Source organism: Microbacterium sp. KNMS, from assembly GCF_053851835.1.
In genome coordinates this window covers 1-413 of sequence record NZ_JBSQBP010000073.1, presented here as the reverse complement: position 1 = coordinate 413, position 413 = coordinate 1, and the positions used below count along the sequence as shown (strand labels likewise).

General features: G+C 67.6%; 1 protein-coding gene. It reads right to left on the bottom strand.

Annotated elements, in window-relative coordinates; genetic code table 11:
* Window positions 1–353 (bottom strand): transposase (locus tag ACWXWW_RS17895; protein ID WP_455971340.1); only part of this gene is annotated, 353 nt, incomplete at its 3' end.
* Window positions 354–413: the final 60 nt, after the last annotated feature.

The following is a 413-nucleotide window of genomic DNA, read 5'->3' as shown; positions in this document are numbered from 1 at the left end:
ACGAAGTTGAAGCACCGCTCGACGACGTTGCGGCCCTTGTAGCGCTCCCGTTGGTCATCGCCGAAGTCGATCGGACGGCCCGGCCGCTTGCGACGGTGCGCGATCTGGTCGTCGCGTTCGGGGATCGTGGCCTTGACGCCGCGCTCGCGCAGCCAGGCCCGGTTCTTCTTCGACGGGTAGCCCTTGTCCGCGAGCACCCGGTCCGGTCTCGTGCGCGCGGGCCCTCGGCCGGGGATGTGGATCTCGTCGAGTACGCAGGTGAACATGCTCGTGTCTGCGACCTGCCCGCCAGTGAGGACGAACGCCAGCGCCCGGGCCTTCCCGTCGCAGACGAGATGGATCTTCGTCGTCAAACCACCCCGTGACCGGCCGATCGCGTGGTCAGGAGGCTCTGGCCCGGACTTCTTGTAGTT